Source organism: Streptomyces liangshanensis (assembly GCF_011694815.1).
Lineage (GTDB): Bacteria > Actinomycetota > Actinomycetes > Streptomycetales > Streptomycetaceae > Streptomyces > Streptomyces liangshanensis.
The window spans coordinates 2,065,493-2,082,346 of record NZ_CP050177.1 but is presented as its reverse complement, the minus strand read 5'-3'; the positions used below and the strand labels follow the sequence as shown (position 1 = coordinate 2,082,346).

Annotated in this window: 11 protein-coding genes; 5 read left to right on the top strand and 6 right to left on the bottom strand. The window is 72.9% G+C overall.

Going from position 1 to position 16,854, the window contains the following annotated elements; genetic code table 11:
- The first annotated feature begins 4 nt into the window (after positions 1-4).
- The 5 genes from infB (at position 5) to HA039_RS08705 (ending at position 6,433) form a co-directional block, all read left to right on the top strand.
- Positions 5-3,166: a translation initiation factor IF-2 gene (gene infB / locus HA039_RS08725; protein WP_167026286.1), complete on the top strand. Its 3,162-nt coding sequence runs from the start codon at positions 5-7 to the stop codon at positions 3,164-3,166.
- Between the two features lie 172 nt (positions 3,167-3,338).
- Entirely contained in the window at positions 3,339-3,632 is a 294-nt protein-coding gene (locus tag HA039_RS08720; RefSeq protein ID WP_167026283.1) for a DUF503 domain-containing protein, read from the top strand.
- A 39-nt stretch (positions 3,633-3,671) separates the two neighbouring features.
- Entirely contained in the window at positions 3,672-4,229 is a 558-nt protein-coding gene (rbfA, locus tag HA039_RS08715; RefSeq protein WP_167026280.1) for a 30S ribosome-binding factor RbfA, read from the top strand.
- Positions 4,226-5,125 (top strand): tRNA pseudouridine(55) synthase TruB, encoded by a 900-nt coding sequence (gene truB / locus HA039_RS08710; RefSeq protein ID WP_167026277.1) that lies wholly within the window; start codon positions 4,226-4,228, stop codon positions 5,123-5,125. The genes rbfA and truB overlap by 4 nt, the downstream gene beginning before the upstream one ends.
- Before the next feature lie 363 nt (positions 5,126-5,488).
- Positions 5,489-6,433: a bifunctional riboflavin kinase/FAD synthetase gene (locus tag HA039_RS08705; protein WP_167026274.1), complete on the top strand. Its 945-nt coding sequence runs from the start codon at positions 5,489-5,491 to the stop codon at positions 6,431-6,433.
- A gap of 448 nt (positions 6,434-6,881) precedes the next feature.
- Here the strand turns inward: HA039_RS08705 and HA039_RS08700 are convergent, their stop codons facing one another.
- From HA039_RS08700 to HA039_RS08675, 6 genes are all read right to left on the bottom strand, one after another.
- Entirely contained in the window at positions 6,882-7,865 is a 984-nt protein-coding gene (locus HA039_RS08700; RefSeq protein ID WP_167026271.1) for an ABC transporter ATP-binding protein, read from the bottom strand.
- 31 nt (positions 7,866-7,896) lie between these two features.
- A complete protein-coding gene (locus tag HA039_RS08695) occupies positions 7,897-9,030 on the bottom strand; it encodes an ABC transporter ATP-binding protein (protein WP_167026267.1) in 1,134 nt (377 codons plus the stop codon).
- Complete coding sequence (locus HA039_RS08690) at positions 9,027-9,968, bottom strand: ABC transporter permease (protein ID WP_167026264.1); 942 nt, start codon at positions 9,966-9,968, stop codon at positions 9,027-9,029. The genes HA039_RS08695 and HA039_RS08690 overlap by 4 nt, the downstream gene beginning before the upstream one ends.
- Positions 9,965-11,041 carry an ABC transporter permease gene (locus HA039_RS08685; RefSeq protein WP_167026261.1) on the bottom strand — a complete coding sequence of 359 codons (1,077 nt, stop codon included), beginning with the start codon at positions 11,039-11,041 and terminating at the stop codon, positions 9,965-9,967. The genes HA039_RS08690 and HA039_RS08685 overlap by 4 nt, the downstream gene beginning before the upstream one ends.
- 3 nt (positions 11,042-11,044) lie before the next feature.
- Complete coding sequence (locus tag HA039_RS08680; RefSeq protein ID WP_167026258.1) at positions 11,045-12,955, bottom strand: ABC transporter substrate-binding protein; 1,911 nt, start codon at positions 12,953-12,955, stop codon at positions 11,045-11,047.
- A gap of 209 nt (positions 12,956-13,164) precedes the next feature.
- On the bottom strand, positions 13,165-16,632 hold the full coding sequence (locus HA039_RS08675) for an SCO5717 family growth-regulating ATPase (RefSeq protein ID WP_167026255.1): 3,468 nt from the start codon (positions 16,630-16,632) through the stop codon (positions 13,165-13,167).
- Positions 16,633-16,854: the final 222 nt, after the last annotated feature.

Sequence of the window (16,854 nt, the reverse complement as noted above, 5' to 3'; positions counted from 1 at the left end):
CGAAGTGGCTAAGGTCCGGGTATACGAACTCGCCAAGGAGTTCGGGGTTGAGAGCAAGGTCGTCATGGCCAAGCTCCAAGAACTCGGTGAATTCGTCCGTTCGGCGTCCTCGACGATCGAGGCGCCGGTTGTACGTAAACTGACCGACGCATTGCAGGGCCCCGGCGGCAACGCCGGCAAGGCCCCCGCGAAGCCGGGAGCGCCGCGCAAGGCGACCCCCGCGAAGCCCGGCGCACCCTCGCCGGCCCAGGCGGCACGTCCCGCCGCCCCCAAGCCCGGTGTCCCGGCCCCCAAGCCGGTCGTCGCCGAGGCCCCCAAGAGCAGCACGCCCCCCGCGTCCGCCGCACCGGCCCCCGGACCCCGTCCGCCGGCCCCCGCGACGCCCGCTCCGGCCGCGCCGAGGCCCGCCGCGGCCGCCAGGCCCGCGCCGGCCGTACCGGAGTTCACCGCGCCCCCGTCGGCCCCGGCCGCGGCACAGCAGCGTCCCGGTGCGACCCCCGGCCCCCGTCCGGCCGCCCGCCCCGCGGGTGGTCAGGCCGAGCAGCGCCAGGGTGAGCAGCGCCAGACCGAGCGTCCGGCGGACCGCCAGGGCGACCAGCGCCAGGGTGGCCGCCCCACGGGCGCCCGTCCCGGCCAGGCCCCGCGTCCCGGTGCCCGCCCCGCGGGCCCGCGTCCGGGCAACAACCCCTTCACCTCGGGTGGTTCCACCGGCATGGCGCGTCCGCAGACGCCCCGTCCCGGCGGCGCCCCCCGTCCCGGCGGTGCCGGAGCCCCCGGCGGCGCCCCGCGCCCGCAGGGTGCCGGCCAGGGTGGCCCCCGTCCGCAGGGCGGACCCGGCCAGTCCGGTCGTCCGTCCCCCGGCGGCATGCCCCGCCCGCAGCAGTCGGCACGCCCCGGTGGCGCGCCCGGCGGCGGCCCCGGCGGTAACCGTCCCAACCCGGGCATGATGCCGCAGCGTCCCGCTGCCGGTCCTCGTCCCGGTGGTGGTCCCGGCGGCGGTGGCCGCGGTCCCGGTGGTCCCGGCCGTCCGGCCGGTGCCGGCGGTGGCGGCGGTCGTCCCGGCGGTGGCTTCGCCGGTCGTCCGGCCGGTCCCGGCGGCGGTGGCGGCGGCTTCGCCGGTCGCCCCGGTGGCGGCGGCGGTGCCCCGGGTCGTCCCGGTGGCGGCGGTGGCTTCGGCGGTGGCGGCGGAGGCCGTCCCGGCTTCGGCGGCCGTCCCGGCGGCCCCGGTGGCCGTGGTGGCACACAGGGCGCGTTCGGCCGTCCCGGCGGGCCCGCCCGTCGCGGCCGCAAGTCGAAGCGGCAGAGGCGCCAGGAGTACGAGGCCATGCAGGCCCCGTCCGTCGGCGGTGTGATGCTGCCCCGTGGCAACGGCCAGAGTGTCCGGCTGTCGCGCGGTGCGTCGCTCACCGACTTCGCGGAGAAGATCAACGCCAACCCGGCGTCGCTCGTCGCCGTGATGATGAACCTCGGCGAGATGGTCACGGCCACGCAGTCGGTCTCCGACGAGACGCTCCAGCTTCTCGCCACCGAGATGAACTACGTGCTGGAGATCGTCAGCCCGGAGGAGGAGGACCGCGAGCTTCTCGAGTCCTTCGACATCGAGTTCGGCGAGGACGAGGGCGGCGAGGAGTTCCTCGTGTCCCGTCCGCCGGTCGTCACCGTCATGGGTCACGTCGACCACGGTAAGACCCGGCTGCTGGACGCGATCCGCAAGACGAACGTCGTCGCGGGCGAGGCCGGCGGTATCACGCAGCACATCGGCGCGTACCAGGTCGCCACCGAGGTCAACGGTGAAGAGCGCAGGATCACCTTCATCGACACCCCCGGTCACGAGGCGTTCACCGCCATGCGTGCCCGTGGTGCCAAGTCCACCGACATCGCGATCCTCGTGGTCGCGGCCAACGACGGTGTGATGCCCCAGACGATCGAGGCGCTGAACCACGCCAAGGCGGCCGACGTGCCGATCGTGGTCGCGGTCAACAAGATCGACGTCGAGGGCGCCGACCCGACCAAGGTGCGCGGACAGCTCACCGAGTTCGGGCTGGTGGCCGAGGAGTACGGCGGCGACACCATGTTCGTCGACATCTCCGCCAAGCAGGGTCTGAACATCGACAGCCTGCTGGAGGCCGTGATCCTCACGGCCGACGCCTCGCTCGACCTGCGGGCCAACCCGGAGCAGGACGCGCAGGGCATCGCGATCGAGGCCCACCTCGACCGCGGCCGCGGCGCCGTCGCCACCGTGCTCGTCCAGCGCGGAACGCTCCGCGTCGGTGACACGATGGTCGCCGGTGACGCGTACGGACGTGTCCGGGCGATGCTCGACGACAACGGCGACAACGTGGACGTGGCGACGCCGTCGACCCCCGTCCTGGTCCTGGGACTCACCAACGTCCCCGGTGCCGGCGACAACTTCCTGGTCGTCGACGACGACCGCACCGCCCGGCAGATCGCGGAGAAGCGCGCCGCCCGTGAGCGGAACGCGGCCTTCGCCCGCCGTGGCATCAGGTTCTCCCTGGAGAACCTGGACGAGGCCCTCAAGGCCGGCCTGGTGCAGGAACTCAACCTCATCATCAAGGGCGACGCGTCCGGTTCGGTGGAGGCTCTCGAGTCCTCGCTGCTCCAGCTCGACGTCGGCGACGAGGTCGACATCCGGGTGCTGCACCGCGGTGTGGGTGCGGTCACCGAGTCGGACATCGACCTGGCGATGGGCTCCGACGCCATCGTGATCGGCTTCAACGTGCGCGCCGCGGGGCGTGCCGCGCAGATGGCCGAGCGCGAAGGGGTGGACGTCCGGTACTACTCGGTCATCTACCAGGCGATCGAGGAGATCGAGGCGGCCCTCAAGGGCATGCTCAAGCCGGAGTTCGAAGAGGTCGAGCTCGGTACGGCGGAGATCCGCGAGGTCTTCCGCTCGTCCAAGCTCGGCAACATCGCCGGTGTCCTCATCCGGTCCGGCGAGGTCAAGCGCAACACCAAGGCGAGGCTCGTCCGCGACGGCAAGGTCATCGCGGAGGACCTCAACATCCAGGGTCTGCGCCGCTTCAAGGACGACGTCACCGAGATCCGCGAAGGGTTCGAGGGCGGTATCAACCTCGGCAACTTCAACGACATCAAGATCGACGACGTCATCGCGACGTACGAGATGCGCGAGAAGCCGCGAGGCTGACACGCGGCAGGTCCTGCCCGGCGGTGAACCGCCGGGCAGGCCTGGCGATCCGGGGCCGGTCGACGGGACGTATTTCCGTCGACCGGCCCCGGCCGCTGCGTTACGGTTCTGAATGTCCCTGCCAACTGTTGGCAGGCGCCTGAACCCGCACCGGCGGGACATCCGGATACGCATGTACGTGGGGACCCTGTCCTTCGATCTGCTCCTCGGCGACGTACGGTCGTTGAAGGAGAAACGCTCCGTCGTCCGCCCGATCGTCGCGGAGCTCCAGCGGAAGTTCGCGGTGAGCGCCGCGGAGACCGGCGACCAGGACGTCCACCGCAGGACGGAGATCGGCCTGGCGGTGGTGTCGGGGGACTGGACCCACCTCAGGGACGTCCTCGACCGGTGCGAACGCCTGGTCGCCGGGCACCCGGAGGTGGAGCTGCTGTCGGTACGACGGCGGCTGTACGGCGACGAAGACTGACTTGTACACCAGAGAACCGATAGGAAGAGTGACGGACCGGTGACCGACAACGCGCGGGCCCGCAAGCTGGCCGATCGCATCCAGGTCGTGGTCGCGGAGACCCTGGACCGGCGAATCAAGGACCCCCGACTCGGCTTCGTGACCATCACGGACGCCCGCGTCACCGGCGACCTGCGGGAGGCCACGGTCTTCTACACGGTCTACGGCGACGACGAGGAGCGCGCTGCGTCCGCGGCGGCCCTGGAGAGCGCCAAGGGCGTGCTGCGCTCCGAGGTGGGCCGGCAGACCGGGGTCCGCTTCACCCCGACGCTGGCCTTCGTCCCGGACGCCCTCCCGGACAACGCCCGCACCATAGAGGACCTCCTCAACAAGGCGCGGGCGAAGGACGCGGAGGTACGGGAGGTGTCGACCGGCAAGACGTACGCGGCCGGCGCGGACCCGTACCGCAAGCCGGAGGGCTCCGACGATGAGCCGGGCGCTGCTGAGCCGGGCGCTGCTGAGCCGGGCGCCGACGAGGCCGCCGACGACATCGCCGCCGCCGACTCCCGTACCGGCACCTCCACCGCCACCGACGAGGACGGCTCCGCCAAGGAATGACTGACCAGACCACCACACCCGACGGGCTTGTCATCGTGGACAAGCCGTCGGGTTTCACTTCGCACGACGTCGTCGCCAAGATGCGGGGGATCGCCAGGACCCGCCGCGTCGGCCACGCCGGCACGCTCGACCCCATGGCGACGGGCGTCCTCGTCCTCGGCGTGGAACGGGCCACGAAGCTCCTCGGCCACCTCGCGCTGACCGAGAAGGAGTACCTCGGTACGATCCGGCTCGGCCAGGACACCGTCACCGACGACGCCGAGGGCGAGATCCTCACGTCCACCGACGCGTCGGCCGTCACCCGTGAGGGGATCGACGCGGGGGTCGCGGCCCTCACCGGACCTCTCATGCAGGTGCCGTCCAAGGTGAGCGCCATCAAGATCAACGGCAAGCGGTCGTACGCGCGCGTGCGCGGCGGCGAGGAGTTCGAGATCCCGGCCCGCCCGGTGACCGTCTCCTCGTTCAAGGTGTACGACGTGCGCGAGGCCGTCGCCGACAACGGCACCCCCGTCGTCGACCTCGTCGTCTCCGTCGTCTGCTCCTCGGGGACGTACATCCGCGCCCTCGCCCGCGACCTGGGCGCGGGCCTCGGGGTCGGCGGCCACCTCACGGCGCTGCGCAGGACCCGGGTGGGCCCCTACGCGCTGGACGCGGCGCGGACGCTGGACCAGCTCCAGGAGGAGCTGACCGTCATGCCCGTCGCGGACGCGGCGGCGGCGGCGTTCCCGCGCTGGGACGTGGACGAGCGGCGTGCGCGGCTGCTGCTCAACGGGGTGCGGCTGGACATACCGGAGTACGGGACGGGGCCGGTCGCGGTGTTCGGGCCCGGCGGGGGGCTGCTGGCGCTCGTGGAGGACCAGCAGGGGAAGACGAAGAGCCTCGCGGTCTTCGGCTGAGGCGTCGTCGCTCCCGCGCCGGGGCTTGGTGTCGGGGCCTTCGCGCCGGACCTCGTAACGGACCTCGTGCAGGGCGCCGGCGCCGGACATACCGTGGGGCGGCCGGGCACGCCCGGCCGTCCCACGATCCCCCTCCGGGAAGGGTCTATCCACCTCAGGCCTCCGCGTCACCCCTTCGGCGGGGCGCGTGGGGTGTGCGGCGGGAGCATCGAGGGGCGCGTTCTTCCCGGGAAGCCGTCTCGCGGGTGCCGGGAGGACCCGTGGACCTCGGTGCCGATGCGGGGGGCGGGCCCCGGGCATGGCAGTCTTAGAGCTGCGTAATCCGGCAATCACGTACACAGTTTCGGGCGAGGAGCGGTCACAGTGCAGCGCTGGCGTGGCTTGGAGGACATCCCCCAGGACTGGGGGCGCAGCGTCGTCACCATCGGCTCTTACGACGGCGTGCACCGCGGACACCAGCTGATCATCGGCCGGGCCGTGGAGCGGGCGCGGGAGCTGGGGGTGCCGTCGGTCGTCGTGACCTTCGACCCGCACCCCAGCGAGGTCGTGCGCCCCGGCAGCCACCCGCCGCTGCTCGCACCGCACCACCGGCGCGCGGAGCTGATGGCGGAGCTGGGGGTGGACGCGCTGCTGATCCTGCCGTTCACGGTCGAGTTCTCGAAGCTGTCCCCGGCCGACTTCATCGTGAAGGTCCTGGTCGACAAGTTGCACGCCCGCGCGGTCATCGAGGGCCCGAACTTCCGCTTCGGGCACCGGGCGGCCGGGAATGTCGCGGTGCTCTCGGAGTTGGGGGCGACGTACGACTACGAGGTCGAGGTCGTCGACCTCTACGTCACCGGCGACGCGGGGGGCGGCGAGCCGTTCTCGTCCACGCTGACGCGCCGCCTGGTCGGCGAGGGGGACGTGGCGGGCGCGGCGGAGATCCTGGGCCGCCCGCACCGCGTCGAGGGCATCGTGGTGCGGGGGGCGCAGCGGGGGCGCGAGCTGGGCTACCCGACGGCGAACGTGGAGACGCTCCCGCACACGGCGATCCCGGCGGACGGGGTGTACGCGGGGTGGCTGACGGCGGCGGGGGAACGGATGCCGGCGGCGATCTCGGTGGGCACGAATCCGCAGTTCGCCGGGACGGAGCGGACGGTGGAGGCGTACGCGATCGATCGCGTGGGGCTGGATCTGTACGGGTTGCACGTGACCGTGGACTTCTTGTCGTACGTGCGGGGGCAGCAGAAGTTCGACTCCATCGAGGGGTTGTTGGTGGCGATCGGGGACGACGTGAAGCGCGCCCGCGAACTCTTGGACGCGGCGTAGCGCCAGGCTTTTTGTCCTCAATCGCCGGACGGGCTCGATGGTGCCCGCTGCGGCCCGGATCTGATCCTCGGCTTGTCGCCGGGGGTCGGCCAGGGGCCATGTCCTGCACTGCATGTTTTACGTCGCGCTCACCAAGCTGTGCTGATTAACCCCCGTCACGCGACACAAAACACGCTCTACGTTCCGGACACGACCCCTGCCCGCCCCCCTTCCAGGCGCGCGTACAGGCAATTCCAGCCCGTCCGGCGTTTGAGGACATCGGTGACCGCATCGGTCACGACCCGCGCAACCCCTCTCAAGCCCGTCCGGCGCTTGAGGACGTCTTTGACCCGCACGGGCAACGGGCCCGAGCCACACCCAGCCCGTCCGGCGCTTGAGGACATCTTTGAGCCGCGCTCGCGCACCGGGCAGGCGCCACCATCCAGCCTGTCCGGCGATTGAGGGTGGGCTACTGCGTCCAGTGGCAGGCCACCTGGGCGTCCGTGGCGCCTGACAGGATCGGGAGCGTCCTTGTTCGGCAGGCGTCCGCGACCGCGTCCGCCTCGCCGGAGGCCAAGACCTGGCAGCGCGCGTGGAAACGACACCCCCCGGGGATCCGGGCCGGGTCCGGGGGCTCGCCCGCGAGGATGACCGGGTCACCGGGGGACTCGGGGAGCACGGACAACAGGGCCCGGGTGTAGGGGTGTCGGGGCGCGGTCAGGACAGCCTCCACCGGCCCCGTCTCCACGATCCGCCCCAGATACATCACCGCCACCCGGTCCGCGATGTTCCACGCCAACCCCAGGTCGTGCGTCACGACCAGCGCGGACAGGCCCAGTTCGTCGCGCAGCGACAGCAGGAGCGCCAGGATCTCGCCGCGTACGGACGCGTCCAGGGACGCCACCGGCTCGTCCGCGACGAGGAGTTCGGGTTCCAGGACCAGCGCGCCCGCGATGACGACGCGCTGCCGCTGCCCCCCGGACAGTTCGTGCGGGTAGCGCAGGAAGAACCGCTCCGGCGGCCGCAGCCCCGCCCGCGAGAGCGCCGACGCGACCGCCTCGCGCTCGTCGCCCGCGTACCCGTGGATGCGCAGGCCCTCCGCGACCGCGTCGTACACGGTGTGGCGGGGGTTGAGGGAGCCGCTGGGGTCCTGGAGGACCAGTTGGACCCGCTTGCGGTACGCCTTGAGCGCGCGCGACGTGTGGGTGAGCGTCTCGCCCGCGAAGGTGACGTGCCCGGACGTGGGCGTCACCAGGCCGAGGAGGGTGCGCGCCAGCGTCGTCTTGCCGCAGCCGGACTCGCCGACCAGGGCGACGATCTCGCCGGGGGCGATGTCGAGGTCGACCCCGTCGACCGCGCGCGCGGGCGCCCCGCCGCGCCGGCCGGGGAAGGTGACGTGCAGGTCCGTTGCGGAGAGCAAAGGGGCCGTGGTGGTCGTGGGGGCGGTGGTCATGGGTGGCTCCTCAGGAGGCCGGGGGAGCGCCTCACGCCGGGTCCAGGTCGGGGGTGGAGTCGGCGGCGGCGGACGGGTCGGCGGCCCCCGGGTCCGCGGCGGCCCTCGGGTCCGCGGCGGCCGCCGGGTCGGCCGAGGCCGCGCGGGCGGCGGCGGCCGGCCCCGGGTCCGCGGCGGTCCCGGACCCCGGAGCACCGACGGACCCCACAAGAACGCACGCCGCCCGCCGCCCCGCCCCCGCCTCCCGTAGCGCCGGGTCGTCCTCCGCGCACGAGTCGAGCGCGACCGGGCAGCGCGGATGGAACGTACAGCCTCCCGGCAGTGCCGAGGGGTCCGGTGGGTCGCCCGGAAGGCCGCGCGGGGCCCGCCGGGAGGCGGGGTCGCCGATACGGGGGAACGCGGCCGACAGCGCCCGGCCGTACGGGTGCGCGGCCGTGTCGTACACCGCCCGCGCCGGGCCCTCCTCCACGACGCGTCCCGCGTACATCACGGCGAGCCGGTCGCAGGTGTCCGCGAGGACGGTCAGGTCGTGGCTGATCATCATCAGGCTGATGCCCTGGTCGGCGACCAGCCGTTCGATGAGGCGCAGGATCTGCGCCTGGATCATCACGTCCAGCGCGGTGGTCGGCTCGTCGGCCACGATCAGCCGGGGATCGCACGCCAGGGCCATCGCGATCATGACGCGCTGGCGCTGCCCGCCGGACAGCTCGTGCGGGTAGGCGCTCGCCCGGGCGGCGGGCAGCCCGACCTGTTCGAGCAGGTCGGCGGCGCGGCGCCGGGCGGCCGCCGGGGTGGCGTGCTGGTGCAGCACCACCGGTTCGGCGATCTGGTCGCCGATCCGGTGCACCGCGTTGAGCGAGTGCATCGCGCCCTGGAAGACGATCGACGCCCCCGCCCACCGGACGGCGCGCAGCCGCCCCCACTTCATGGTGAGGACGTCCTCGCCGTCGAGGAGGATCTCGCCGGTCAGCTTCGCCGAGGCGGGCAGCAGGCGCAGCAGCGCCAGGGCCAGGGTGGACTTGCCGCAGCCCGACTCACCGGCGATGCCGAGCTTCGTACCGGCCGCGACGGTCAGGTCGACGCCGCGTACGGCCGCCGCGCCGGAGGCGTAGGTGACGTGGAGATCCTTGATCTCCAGGAGGGCGGGGGAGGGAGTGGTGGTCAACGGGGCGCCCCTAGCTTGGGGTTGAGCACGGCCTCGACGGTCCGGCCGCAGAGTGTGAAGGCGAGCGCGACGCACGCGATCGCGATGCCGGGCGGCGCGAGGTACCACCAGTGCCCGGAGGAGACGGCGCCCGCCTCCCGCGCGTCCTGGAGCAGGCCGCCCCAGGAGACGACGGTGGGGTCGCCGAGCCCGAGGAAGGCGAGGGTGGCCTCGGTGAGGATCGCGCTGGAGATGCCGAGGGTGGTCTGGGCGAGCACCAACGGCATGACGTTGGGCAGCACATGGCGTGTCATGACGTGCCGGTGGCCGCCGCCCAGCGCCCGGGCCCGCTCGATGTACGGCCGGGACTCGATGGCGATGGTCTGCGCCCGTACGAGCCGTGCCGTCGTCGGCCAGCTGGTGACACCGATCGCCACGACGATCGTCCAGATGGACCGGGACATCACGGTCGCCAGCACGATCGCGAGGACCAGGGTGGGCATCACCAGGAACCAGTCGGTGATCCGCATGATGACGGTCGAGTACCACCGCCCGTAGTGCCCGGCGATGATGCCGACCAGGGTCCCGATGGCGACGGACAGGGCCGCCGCGAGCAGCCCGACGGTGAGCGAGATGCGGGAGCCCCAGACCAGCAGGCCGAGGAGGGACCGTCCGAACTGGTCGGTTCCCAGGGGGAATTGGCCGCTCGGTGACTCCAGTGCCGTCCCGGGCGCGTGGGTCACGCTCTGCACGTCGTCGCCGACGAGCAGCGGCGCGAGGAGGGCCATCAGGGCGATCAGCGCGAGAGCCGTGAGGCCGAGGAGCCCGGACCGGTGCGTACGGTACTGCCGCCAGAAGCGGGCCACCGACGCGCGCCGCCGGGCCCGGGCGAGCGCGGCCGCGGACGGCAGGGAGGGGCCCGGCGCGGCAGGGAGCGGAGGGGTCTTCTCCAGTGTCATCGGCCCACCCGGGGATCGAGCAGCGGATAGAGCAGGTCGGCGAGCAGGTTCATCAGGATCATCGCGCCGGCGAAGACGACGAACAGGCCCTGTACGAGCGGGAGATCGGGCACGCTGAGCGCTTGGTAGAACAGGCCGCCGAGCCCCGGCCAGGAGAACACCGTCTCGACGAGGATCGAACCGGCCGCCACATGGCCCAGGTTGATGAACACCATCGTGACCGTGGGCAGCAGGGCGTTGGGCACGGCGTGCCGGCGCCGGACGAGATCGTCCCGCAGGCCCTTCGCCCGGGCCGTCGTCAGGTAGTCGCCGCCCATCTCGTCCAGCAGGGACGAGCGCATGACGAGGAGCGTCTGCGCGTACCCGACGGCGACCAGCGTGACGACGGGCAGCACCAGGTGGTGGGCGACGTCGGCCACGTACCCGAAACCGCTCGAACTGCCCGACGACATACCGCCGGTGGGGAACATCCCGGGGATCGGGCCCATCCCGACGGAGAAGACGATGATCAGCAGCAGGCCCAGCCAGAAGGACGGCACGGACCAGAGGGTCAGCGCCACGCCCGTGTTGATCCGGTCGCCGAGGCCGCCGTTGCGCCAGGCCGTGCGGGTGCCGAGCCAGAGGCCGAGCGCCGAGTAGATCACCACGGCGACCCCCATGAGCAGCAGGGTCGCGGGCAGCTTCTCGGCGATCAGCTCACCGACGGGCGCGCGGAACTGGTACGAGGTGCCGAGGTCCCCGGTCAGGGCGTGGGCGCAGTAGTCGGTGAACTGCCGCCACATGGGCAGGTCGAGGCCGAACTGCTTGCGCATCGTGGCCAGTTGCGCGGCCGACGTCGGCACGCCCCGGGTCATGGCCTTCACCGGGTCACCGGGGATGATCCGGAACAGGAAGAAGCTGGTGACCAGCACGGCGATCAGCGAGACGACCGCGCCGCCCAACTTGCCCGCCGTGTAGAGGAGATAGGCGGTCGCGGTGCCGGAGGAGCGGCGGTCCGCCGTGTCCGACGGCCCGGTCCTGCCCGGGCCGTCGGCGGCGTCCCGCGCCACACCGGGGGTGCTTGCGGTACTCATGGGTTATTCACGGTCTTCCGCGGTGGAACGGCGACGCATCGCGACGAAGACCCCGAGGGCGGCCACGAGCACCACGAAGGCTCCGATCCCGATCACCACACCGGTGGAGGACGAACTGTCCGAGCTGCCGCCGCCATCGGCCGGTACCGCGGACCACCAGCTCCAGTAACCGTCCTGGCCCCAGAGGTTGCCGGCGGCCTCCGGCATCGTCGTGATGGACTTGATCTGGTCCGTACGGTACGCCTCGACGGCGTTCGGGTAGGCCATGACGTTCATGTACCCGGTGTCGTACAGCCGCGACTCCAGCTGCTTGACGAGCTCCGCGCGCCGGGCCGGGTCGTACTCCGCGAGCTGTCGCCCGTAGAGCTCGTCGTACGTCTTGTCGCAGATGAAGTTGTCCGTGGCGGCGCTGTCCTTGGGCGTGGCGGGCAGCGCGTCGCACGTGTGGATGGAGAGGACGTAGTCGGGATCGGGGTTGACGGACCAGCCGTCGAAGGCCAGGTCGTAGTCACCGGCGAGCCACGGGTCCGACACGTTGTCGAGGCACTCGACCTCCAGCCCGACGCCCAGCTCGCCCCACCACTCCTGGAGGTACTTGCCGACGGCCTTGTCGTTGGGGTCGGTGGCGTGGCACAGGATGCGGAGGTCGAGCGGCTTGCCGTCCTTGCCGACGCGCTTGCCGGAGCTGTTCTTCTTGTAGCCCGCCCGGTCGAGAACGGCGGCCGCCGCGGCCGGGTCGTACGTCAGCGCCTGGTCGGGGGAGGGCTGCCAGAAGTACGAGCCGAAGCGCGGCGGGATGTACCCCTGGCCCTCCACGGCGTGCCCCTGGAAGACCTTGTCGACGATGGTCTTGCGGTCGACAGCCCGGAACAGCGCCTCCCGTACCGCCGGATCGAGCAGCGCCGGGTTGCCGTTGCCGAACTTCTTGCCGTCCTTCGAGCGGGCGCCCGGGTTGGTGGCGAGGGCGTAGAAGCGGCGTCCCGGCGCGTCGTTGACCTTGATGTCGGCGGTGGCCTTGAGCGAAGCGGCCTGCGCCGGGGTGAGGTTGGGGACGAACGACACCTCGCCCTTGCGCAGCGCGGCGACGGCCGCGTCCCCGTCCTTGTAGTACTTCAGGACCAGCTCGTCGAACTTGGGCGCGCCGCGCCAGAAGGTCTTGTTCGGCTTGAGCTTGATGTACTGGTCGACCTTGAAGTCGGTGATGACAAAAGGCCCGTTGCCGACGATCGGAAACGTCTTGTCGTTGTTGAACTTGGAGAAGTCGCCGACCTTCTCCCAGATGTGCTTGGGCACGATCGGCACGTCGAGCGCGGTCATCGTGGCCTGCGGCTTGTTCAGCTCGATGACGAGCGTCCGCGGGTCCGGGGCCGTCACCTTCTTGAAGTTGGAGGTGAAACTGCCGTTGGCGGTCGCCGCGTTCTCGTCCGTCATCATCTTGTTGAACGTCCAGGCGGCGTCCTCCGCGGTCGCCTGCCGCCCGTCCGACCACTTCGAGTTGTCGCGGATGGTGAACGTCCACGTGAGCTTGTCCGCCGACGGCTTCCACGCGGTGGCGAACCCCGGGATCGTGTGCGCGTCCTTGGGGTCGTAGTTCGTCAAGTACTCGTAGGTCAGGCGGTGGACCGTCGTACCGAGCAGCGTCTGGGACAGGAACGGGCTGAGGGAGTCGACACTCTGGCTGACCGCGACGGTCAGGACCTTCCCGCCGTCGGCGGCCCGCGCCTGCTGGGGTGCCGGGAGCAGGGGGTTGAACGGGATCACGGTCCCGGCCACGAGCGCGCCGCACACGGCGCCGGAAGCCAGGAGCAGGCGGAATCGGGAGGAGGAAGGGGAGGAGGAGTGGGAGAAGCGGGAGGAGCGGGAGGAGTGCCTCAGGGGCTGTCGCGTCGGGCGTGGGGGAACGCTGTGGACCATGGGACGGTGACCTCGTGTCATCACTCGCACGGAGAAGCCGGGTGGATTCTGGATCGCCAACTGGTGAAGCGCAGGTCTACCAGCGCTCGTCCGGCCGCGTCAACGGCGTCCCGCACCCGGTGTGGGCTGCGGGAATGCCGAGACGGAATGCCGAGAGGGTCCGCTCCCGAACACGGAGCGGACCCTCATTGGTATCTACCTCTGCCGCCTCACTGCTGAGGCGCTGGCGGCGCCTGCGGAGGCTGCTGCCAGGCCGGCGGCACACCGGGCGCTGCCTGCGGGGGCCCTGGCTGCGGAGGATGGTGCCCGGGCTGCTGCTGCGGCGACGGGGGCGGCGGCTGGTGGGGAGCCTGCTGGTGCGGGGGCTGCTGTCCCGGCTGGGGGTGGGGTTGGGGCTGGGGTTGCGGGACCTGCTGGTGCGGGGGTTGCTGGGGCGCGTACTGCGGGGGGTACTGCTGCTGTGCGTACGGTTGTTGGGGATACGCCTGCTGCGGCGGGTACGGTCCGCCCTGCGGCGGTTGGCCCTGCTGCGGCTGGCCCTGGCCGCCCGGACCCGGCATCGGCGGCGCGTACTGCGGCGGCGGGCTGTTGCCGTCCGACGTCCACAACCCCTGCGCCTGCTGCGCCCGCGCGAAGTCCTCGGCGACCAGCGCGGAGAGGTGGAAGTACGCCTCGCGCGTCTTCGGCCGCATCATGTCGAGGTCCACCTCGGCGCCCGCCGCGAGGTGCTCGTCGAACGGCACCACGACGACCCCGCGGCAACGGGTCTCGAAGTGCTGCACGATGTCGTCGACCTTGATCATCTTCCCGGTCTCGCGGACCCCGGAGATGACGGTGAGGGACCGCTGCACCAGATCGGCGTAGCCGTGCGCCGACAGCCAGTCGAGCGTCGTGGAGGCGCTGCTGGCCCCGTCCACCGACGGCGTCGAGATGATGATCAGCTGGTCGGCGAGGTCCAGCACCCCGCGCATCGCGCTGTAGAGCAGACCGGTGCCGGAGTCCGTCAGGATGATCGGGTACTGCTTGCCGAGCACCTCGATCGCGCGCCGGTAGTCCTCGTCGCTGAACGCCGTCGAGACCGCGGGGTCCACGTCGTTGGCGATGATCTCCAGACCGGAGGACGCCTGCGACGTGAAGCGCCGGATGTCCATGTAGCTCTGGAGGTACGGGATCGCCTGGACCAGGTCGCGGATGGTCGCCCCGGTCTCGCGCCGCACGCGGCGGCCGAGCGTGCCGGCGTCCGGGTTGGCGTCGATCGCCAGGATCTTGTCCTGCCGCTCGGTGGCCAGCGTCGACCCCAGCGCGGTGGTGGTCGTGGTCTTGCCGACACCGCCCTTGAGGCTGATGACCGCGATCCGGTAGCAGGAGAGCACCGGCGTGCGGATCAGTTCGAGCTTGCGCTGCCGCTCGGCCTCGGCCGCCTTGCCGCCGATCTTGAAGCGGGAGGCGTTGGACGGGTTGCGGCTGCTCTTCGCCTTCGGCTTGGTGTTGCGCAGGAGCCGGTCGGAGGACAGCTCGACGGCGGCGGTGTAGCCGAGCGGGGCGCCCGGCACGGACCGCTCGCGGTGGTCGTGCGACACGGCGGACGGCCAACCGGCCCCGGCCCGCGGGTCGGTGGGAGGGGTGGCCTGCGGCTGCGGGTGAGGCTGGGGCTGGTGCACCTGCTGCGGGGGGATGTACGGAGTCGCCTGCTGCGGCTGGGGCTGGGGCTGCGTGGGCGGCTGCGGTACGGGGCCCGGCTGGGCGGGGTAGTCGGGGTGCGGGAACCCGTAGCCGGCCTGCGGGGGCACGGCCGCGTGCGGGTACGGGCCGGGCTGCCCCTGCTGGGGGAAGCCGTAGCCGGGCTGCGGGGGGTGGGCGTTCGGCCCGGGCTGTCCTTGCTGGGGGAAGCCGTAACCGGCTTGCGGGGGTACGGCGTTTGGGCTGGGGGTGGCGGGGGCTCCCGGTTGCTCTGTCTGTGCCTGCTGCGGGAAGCCGTAACCGGCCTGTGCGGGAACGGCGTTCGGGCCGGGGGTGGCGGGGGCTTGGGGTGCGGGGGCTCCCGGTTGGCCGGGCTGTCCTTGTTGGGGGAAGCCGTAACCGGCTTGCGGGGGTACGGCGTTCGGGCCGGGGGTGGCGGGGGTCTGGGGTGCGGGGGCTCCCGGTTGGCCGGGCTGTCCTTGTTGGGGGAAGCCGTAACCGGCCTGTGCGGGAACGGCGTTCGGGCCGGGGGCGGCCGGGTCATGGGGTGCGGGGGCTCCCGGCTGTCCCTGTTGCGGGAAGCCGTAACCCGTCGGCGGGGGCGGGATGTTCGGGCCGGGCGCGGCGGCCGGGCCGGGCTGTCCCGGCCGCGGGAAGCCGTACCCGCTCGTGTCCTGGTGCGGCTGCGCGGGCCAGCCGTACGGCGGCTGGGGCGCGGGGGCTTGCGCCTGTCCGGGTACGGGCCACTGCGGCGCGGCCGCCGGTGCGGCGGGCTGGAACGCGGGCGGCAGCGGAGGCAGCGCGACCGCGTCGGGGGCGGCCGGGGGCTGCGCGGTCTGCGGCGACCAGGGCGGCCCGGTCGCGGGGGCTGGGGGAGCGGCGCCGACCGGCGCGGCGGGGGCGTCCTGCGGTGCCGGTACGGCGGGGGCCGGATCGCCCTCCGGGGCGACCGCGTCACCGTCGGCGGGCGTTTCCTGCCCGGCCTCGGGCGCCGCTTCGGCCGGGGCCTCGGCCTGGACCGTACCGTCGGGCGACTCGCCCGCGTTCGCGCCGTCCGAGGAGTCGGCGCCCGTGCTGTCAGCGGCCGCCGCGGCCTTCGCCGCGTCGCGTGCGGCGAACTCGCGCTTGAGCGCGCTGGGAGAGAACCGCATCGTCGCGCCGCTCTCCACGTCACCGCCACCGAAGGGTTCCGCGGCGGCGGCCGGGCCGGAAGCCTCGGCGGGAGCGGTCGGGGCCGCCGGTCCGGGTTCGGACGTCTGTGCGGCGGACGGGTCGGGCCCGAGCTCCGGAGCGCCGGTCGCGTCCTGGCCTCCGGCCTGGCCGGAGGCCTGCGCCTGGGCGGGAACCGGGGCCGGACCGGTGGCGGGACCACCGTCCGGGGCCGCCGGGGCCGCCGGGGCCGCCGGGGCCGTCACGCTCTCGCGCTCGGCCGGGTCGGGACCGGCCGCCGCGACCGCGTCCGGCCCGGGCGTCACGGCCGCCGCGCCCGCGGGCCCGCCGGTTGCCCCCGCAGGGGCGGCGACCGGACCGGGACCAGGAGCCGGGACGGCGGCCGGCCCGGGGCCGGGAACGCCGGCCGCGACCGGACCCGCGGCAGGAGCCGCACCGTCGGCCGGACCTGCGGCGGAAGCCGCCACGTCGGCAGGACCCGGGGCGTCAGGTGCCGTACCTGGATCCGACCCCGACCCCGTACCCAGCGCGGGCGCGGGTGCCGGAGGCGCAATCGTCCAGCCGGGCTCGAAGCCGCTCCCCGTCGGCAGCCCCGGCACCGCCACCGGCGGGCCCACCGGGGGCGGAGGCGGCGTGGGCTCGTGCGCGGGCGGCGGCCCCGCCGTCCCCGCCCCGCCGGACGTCTCCCCCGGCGTGTTCTGCGTGTACCAGGCGGGAGGGGTGTAGTCGATGGTGAACTCACCCGTCACCTCGGGCTCCGCGTCGGACTGATCGTCCACGGGCGGCCGGTCCCAGCCTCCGCGGATCTCGTCCCGATCGCCGTTCACTTTGCCTCCTGAGGTGGTCGAGCACCCTTGTGCCGTGGTGGGCGGGGGCGGTCGTACCTGGTGTCCGGTCCGGCCGGCTCTCCCCCTGGGCCCGTCAGGACCCGGTGACGCGGCATACGTGCCTGTCGGTTCTCCTCCCGCGCCGCCGCCCACCCTAATCGTCCCCGGTGTCACTCCGGCAGGGCGGACGGGTCAGCCGGCGAGCGGCCCGTACGCCACGCC